Genomic DNA, 5827 nt, shown 5'->3' with positions numbered 1-5827 from the left:
CCCGCGCCATAACGGGAAGGTCGAACGGTACAACCGGCTGATGGTCGATGAGGTCCTCTACGCCCGCCCGTACTCCTCAGAGCAAGCTCGGCGTGAGGCCCTGCAGGTGTGGGTGAACCACTACAACGACCATCGGCCTCATACCTCCTGCGGAGACGCTCCTCCGGCCTCACTGGCACCGACCCGAGTCAACAACGTCATGCCCTCCTACAACTAGGGTGGGCGCAGGCCCGGGATCCGACCCCGACCGCCCGGTCGTCTCACGATGTGACGCTTTATCTCACATTGCGAGACAGGCGGGTGGTCGATGGCGGACGGGGCGCACGGCTGTCGATACTGAGACCACCCCCGAAGGACCCGGCGGCCCGTGTCCCCACCTCAGACTCCACCACGCCGGCCCGATCCGTCATCGACGCGGCCACGGTCCCCGACGCCCGACGGATCCGAACGACGACCGTCCGACGCCCCCGCGACGGACACGCAGCGACGAACGCAGTGAGGTGACCCCATGAGCACGACCCCCCGCGACGCCCGCGCGGCGGTCCCGCAGGTCCCGACGCCGGCCTCCCGCCCGACGGAGACCGCCCGGGTCCAGGAGCGCCGTCCGGCCCCCCGGCCCGAGATCGTCGAGCCGCGGGTGCCCGGCGAGGGCTCCCGCGTCGAGCCGACCCGGATGACCGGCTCCGAGGGCATCATCCGCTCCCTGGAGGAGCTGGGGGTCACGGACGTGTTCGGGCTGCCCGGCGGCGCCATCCTGCCGACCTACGACCCGCTCATGGACTCCGATCGGATCCGCCACATCCTGGTGCGCCACGAACAGGGCGCCGGTCACGCGGCGCAGGGCTACCACCTGGCCACCGGCAAGGTCGGCGTGGCCATCGCCACCTCCGGTCCCGGTGCCACCAACCTGGTGACCGCCATCGCGGACGCCCACATGGACTCCCAGGCGGTCGTGTTCATCACCGGCCAGGTCTCCTCCGCCGCGATCGGCACGGACGCCTTCCAGGAGGCGGACATCGTGGGCATCACGATGCCCATCACCAAGCACTCCCGGCTCGTGACCCGGCCCGAGGACGTCCCCCAGGCCCTCGCCGAGGCGTTCCACATCGCCGCCACGGGCCGGCCCGGGCCCGTGCTCGTGGACGTCACCAAGGACGCCCAGCAGGGCGAGTTCGAGTTCGCGTGGCCGCCCCGGATCGACCTGCCCGGCTACCGCCCCGTCCTGCGCGGCCACCCCCGGCAGATCCGCGAGGCCGCCCGGCTGATCCGCGAGGCCCGGCGCCCCGTGCTGTACGTGGGTGGCGGCGTGGCCCGCGGCGAGGCCCACGAGGAGCTGCGCGCCCTCGCCGAGCTCACGGGCGCCCCGGTGGTCACCACCCTCACCGCCCGCGGCGTCTTCCCCGACTCGCACCCCCAGCACCTGGGCATGCCGGGCATGCACGGCGGCGTCCCCGCCGTGGCCGCGCTCCAGCAGGCCGACCTGCTGATCACGCTCGGCGCCCGCTTCGACGACCGCGTGACCGGTCACCTGCCCTCGTTCGCCCCCGGCGCCCGCGTGATCCACGCGGACATCGACCCGGCCGAGATCTCCAAGAACCGCACCGCGGACGTGCCGATCGTCGGCCACGTCAAGGAGATCATCCCGGACCTGGTGGCCGAGCTCGCGACGGACACCGAGGCGCTGCCCGACCTCGCCGACTGGTGGGCGGTGCTGCGGCGCCTGCAGGACACCTACCCGATGGGCTGGACCGAGACCGAGGACGGCCTCCTCGCGCCCCAGGAGGTGATCTCGCGCCTGTCGGCCCTGTCCGGCCCCGAGGCCACCTACGTGGCCGGCGTCGGCCAGCACCAGATGTGGGCCAGCCAGTTCGTCGCCTACGAGCGTCCGCGCCAGTGGCTCAACTCGGCCGGCCTCGGGACGATGGGCTTCGCCGTCCCCGCCGCGATGGGGGCGCAGGTGGGCGAACCCGACCGCGTGGTCTGGGCCATCGACGGCGACGGCTGCTTCCAGATGACCAACCAGGAGCTCGCCACGTGCGTGATCAACCGCATCCCCATCAAGATCGCGGTGATCAACAACTCCTCGCTGGGCATGGTGCGCCAGTGGCAGACCCTCTTCTACGACGGGCGCTACTCGAACACGGACCTCAACACGGGCCATGACACCGCCCGGGTGCCGGACTTCGTCAAGCTCGCCGACGCCTACGGCGCCGCGGGCCTGCGCTGCGACCGCCGGGAGGACCTGGACGACACCATCCGGCAGGCCCTCGCCATCGACGACCGCCCCGTGATCGTGGACTTCGTGGTCTCCCGTGACGCCATGGTCTGGCCGATGGTCCCCGCGGGGGTCAGCAACGACGCGATCCAGGTGGCCCGGGGCATGACGCCCGACTGGGACCAGGAAGACTGAGGAGGGCAACCGATGGAACGCCACACCCTGTCCGTGCTCGTCGAGGACGTGCCCGGCACCCTGACCCGCGTGGCCGGCCTCTTCGCCCGGCGCGCGTTCAACATCCACTCGCTGGCCGTGGGCGTCACGGAGGTCGGGGGCCTGTCCCGGATCACCGTGGTCGTCGACGCCGACACGGATCTGCTCGAGCAGGTCACCAAGCAGCTGAACAAGCTGATCAACGTGATCAAGGTCGTCGAGCTCACGCCCGACTCCTCCGTTCAGCGCGACCACCTGCTCGTGAAGGTGCGCGCCGATGCCGCCACCCGCGGTCAGGTCGTCCAGGCGGCCGACCTGTTCCGCGCCCACGTCGTCGACGTGGCCCCGGAGTCCCTGACCCTCGAGGCCACCGGCACCCGTGACAAGCTCGAGGCCTTCCTCGAGATGATGGAGCCCTACGGCGTGCGTGAGCTCGTCCGCTCGGGCACCCTCGCCCTCGCCCGGGGGCCGCGGTCCATGACCGACCGCGGCCTGGCCCGCTGACCCGTCCCGATCCACCCATCCCGTGAGGAGAACAGCATGACCGTGAAGAAGTTCTACGACGACGACGCCGACCTGTCGATCATCCAGGGCCGCACCGTGGCCGTCATCGGCTACGGCTCCCAGGGCCACGCCCACGCCCTGTCGCTGCGCGACTCCGGCGTGGACGTGCGCATCGGCCTCGCCGAGGGCTCCAAGTCCCGCGCCAAGGCCGAGGCCGAGGGCCTGCGCGTCGTCGACGTCGCCACCGCCGCCGCCGAGGCCGACCTGATCATGATCCTCACCCCGGACCAGGTCCAGGCCGACGTGTACGACCAGCACATCGCCGGCAACCTGCAGGAGGGCGACGCCCTGTTCTTCGCGCACGGCTTCAACGTGCGCTTCGGCTACATCCAGGCCCCCGAGGGCGTCGACGTCGCCCTGGTCGCCCCCAAGGGCCCGGGCCACGTGGTGCGCCGCGAGTTCGAGGCCGGCCGCGGCGTGCCCGCGCTGATCGCCGTCGAGAAGGACGCCTCCGGCCAGGCCCACGCCCTCGCCCTGTCCTACGCCAAGGCCGTGGGCGGCACCCGCGCCGGCGTCATCGAGACGACCTTCACCGAGGAGACCGAGACCGACCTGTTCGGCGAGCAGGCCGTGCTCTGCGGCGGCGCCTCCCAGCTCGTGCAGTACGGCTTCGAGACCCTCACCGAGGCCGGCTACCAGCCCGAGATCGCCTACTTCGAGGTGCTGCACGAGCTGAAGCTCATCGTCGACCTCATGGTCGAGGGCGGCATCGCCAAGCAGCGCTGGTCCATCTCCGACACCGCGGAGTACGGCGACTACGTCTCCGGCCCCCGCGTCATCACCCCCGACGTGAAGGAGAACATGAAGGCGGTCCTCGCCGACATCCAGTCCGGCGCCTTCGCGCAGCGCTTCATGGACGACCAGAAGGCCGGTGCGCCCGAGTTCAAGGAGCTGCGCGCCCGGGGCGAGGCCCACCCGATCGAGAAGACCGGCCGCGAGCTGCGCCAGATGTTCTCCTGGCTCAAGGACGCGGACGACGACTACACCGAGGGCACGGCGGCCCGCTGAGCCGCCTGAGCCCCCGACGCCGGCCCCGGGCATCGCGCCCCGGGGCCGGCGTCGCATTCCGGCCACGGCCCGGTCACGCGTCTAGGCTCGAACCGGAGCGCGGGCCGGCCCGCCTCCCATCCCACCGCACCACACCTCCAGGAGCACCCGTGAGCGCAGCCCAGCCCGTCGTCCTGATCGCCGAGGAACTCTCGCCCGCCACCGTCGAGGCCCTCGGCCCCGACTTCGAGATCCGCCGCACGGACGGCGCCGACCGCGCCCGACTCCTCGAGGACCTGCGCGACGTCGACGCGGTGCTGATCCGCTCGGCCACCCAGATGGACGCCGAGGCGATCGCCGCCGCGCCGCAGCTGAAGGTCATCGCGCGCGCCGGCGTCGGGCTGGACAACGTGGACGTGCCCGCCGCCACCGAGGCCGGCGTCATGGTCGTCAACGCGCCGACGTCGAACATCATCTCCGCCGCCGAGCTCACCTGCGGCCACATCCTGGCCGCCGCCCGCAACATCGCGGCCGCCCACGGCTCGCTCAAGGCGGGGGAGTGGAAGCGGTCGAAGTACACGGGCGTCGAGCTGTACGGCAAGCGGCTGGGCGTGATCGGCCTGGGCCGCATCGGCGCGCTCGTGGCCGAGCGCATGAAGGCGTTCGGCATGGAGATCCTCGCCTACGACCCCTACGTGACCACCGCCCGCGCGCAGCAGCTCGGTGCGAGCCTCGTCGAGCTGGACGAGCTGCTCGAGCGCGCCGACGTGGTCACGATCCACATGCCCAAGACCCCCGAGACGGTCGGCATGATCGGCGATGAGCAGTTCGCCCGCATGAAGGACACCGCGATCATCGTGAACGTGGCCCGCGGCGGCCTCGTGGACGAGGACGCCCTCGCCCGCGCGCTCGAGACCGGGACCATCGGGGGCGCCGGCATCGACGTCTTCAGCTCCGAGCCGGCCACCGACCTGGCGTTCTTCGCCCACGACTCCGCCGTGGTCACCCCCCACCTGGGCGCCTCGACCGCCGAGGCCCAGGAGAAGGCGGGCGTCGCCGTCGCCGGCTCCGTGCGCCTGGCCCTCTCCGGCGAGCTCGTGCCGGACGCCGTGAACGTGGCCGGCGGCGCGATCCACGAGGACGTGCGCCCCGGCCTGCCGCTGGCCGAGAAGCTGGGCCGCGTGCTCACCGCGCTGGTGGGCGAGCAGTCCATCACGGCCGTCGAGGTCGAGATCGCCGGTGAGATCGCCGAGCACGACGTCTCCGCGATGCGCCTGGCCGCCCTGAAGGGCGTGTTCACGGACATCGTCTCGGACCAGGTCTCCTACGTGAACGCCCCCGTGCTGGCCGAGCAGCGCGGCGTCGAGTGCCGCCTCACCACGACCGCGGTGTCCGAGTCCTACCGCAACACCGTCACGGTGCGCGCCGCGACCGCCCAGGGCGCCCAGACGGCCGTCACCGGCACGCTCACCGGCCCGCGCCAGGTGCAGAAGCTCGTGGGCGTGGACCGGCACGAGCTCGAGGTGCCGCTGGCCGACCACCTGCTCGTGTTCGCCTATCAGGACCGCCCGGGCGTGATCGGCGTCCTGGGCCAGGCCCTCGGGGTGCAGGGCGTGAACATCGCCGGCATGGACGTCTCGCGCGACGACGAGGGCGCCGCCCTGGCCGTGCTGACCCTGGACGGGGCCCTCTCCGGGGACACCGCGGCCACGCTGGCCGCGGCCATCGGCGCGGCCCGTGCGGCCGAGGTGGACCTCTCCGTCTGACCCGTCCACGCCCGGCGGGCACCGCGGGGCCGGCGCGCGTCGCCCTGTGTTGAGATGGTGTCCATGTCGCGTCCAGCCGAGA

General features: G+C 72.3%; 5 protein-coding genes. All 5 read left to right on the top strand.

Annotation, left to right across the window (positions count from 1 at the left end; all coding sequences use genetic code 11):
- Window positions 1-217 (top strand): integrase core domain-containing protein (locus D8M29_RS07760; RefSeq protein WP_148111545.1); only part of this gene is annotated, 217 nt, incomplete at its 5' end.
- Window positions 218-508: 291 nt separating this feature from the next.
- A complete protein-coding gene (locus D8M29_RS07755; protein WP_095353808.1) occupies window positions 509-2410 on the top strand; it encodes an acetolactate synthase large subunit in 1902 nt (633 codons plus the stop codon).
- A gap of 12 nt (window positions 2411-2422) precedes the next feature.
- Window positions 2423-2932: an acetolactate synthase small subunit gene (gene ilvN, locus D8M29_RS07750; protein ID WP_095353809.1), complete on the top strand. Its 510-nt coding sequence runs from the start codon at window positions 2423-2425 to the stop codon at window positions 2930-2932.
- Between the two features lie 36 nt (window positions 2933-2968).
- Window positions 2969-4000, top strand: coding sequence for a ketol-acid reductoisomerase (gene ilvC / locus D8M29_RS07745; protein ID WP_010078979.1), 1032 nt, complete (start codon window positions 2969-2971; stop codon window positions 3998-4000).
- A 149-nt stretch (window positions 4001-4149) separates the two neighbouring features.
- The gene (gene serA / locus D8M29_RS07740) at window positions 4150-5745 is read left to right on the top strand and encodes a phosphoglycerate dehydrogenase (RefSeq protein WP_095347310.1); all 1596 of its coding nucleotides are present in this window, start codon (window positions 4150-4152) and stop codon (window positions 5743-5745) included.
- Window positions 5746-5827 lie beyond the last annotated feature (82 nt).

The sequence above is a fragment of the Micrococcus sp. HSID17227 genome, from assembly GCF_003989405.1.
Classification (GTDB): domain Bacteria; phylum Actinomycetota; class Actinomycetes; order Actinomycetales; family Micrococcaceae; genus Micrococcus; species Micrococcus luteus.
The sequence above is the reverse complement of the archived record's forward strand: the minus strand, read 5'-3'. Positions and strand labels throughout refer to the sequence as shown.

What these genes read in the sequence shown, in the direction of transcription:
- ilvN (WP_095353809.1), top strand. Translation starts at nt 2,423, where the DNA reads ATGGAACGCCACACCCTGTCCGTGCTCGTCGAGGACGTGCCCGGCACC.
- ilvC (WP_010078979.1), top strand. Translation starts at nt 2,969, where the DNA reads ATGACCGTGAAGAAGTTCTACGACGACGACGCCGACCTGTCGATCATC.
- D8M29_RS07755 (WP_095353808.1), top strand. Translation starts at nt 509, where the DNA reads ATGAGCACGACCCCCCGCGACGCCCGCGCGGCGGTCCCGCAGGTCCCG.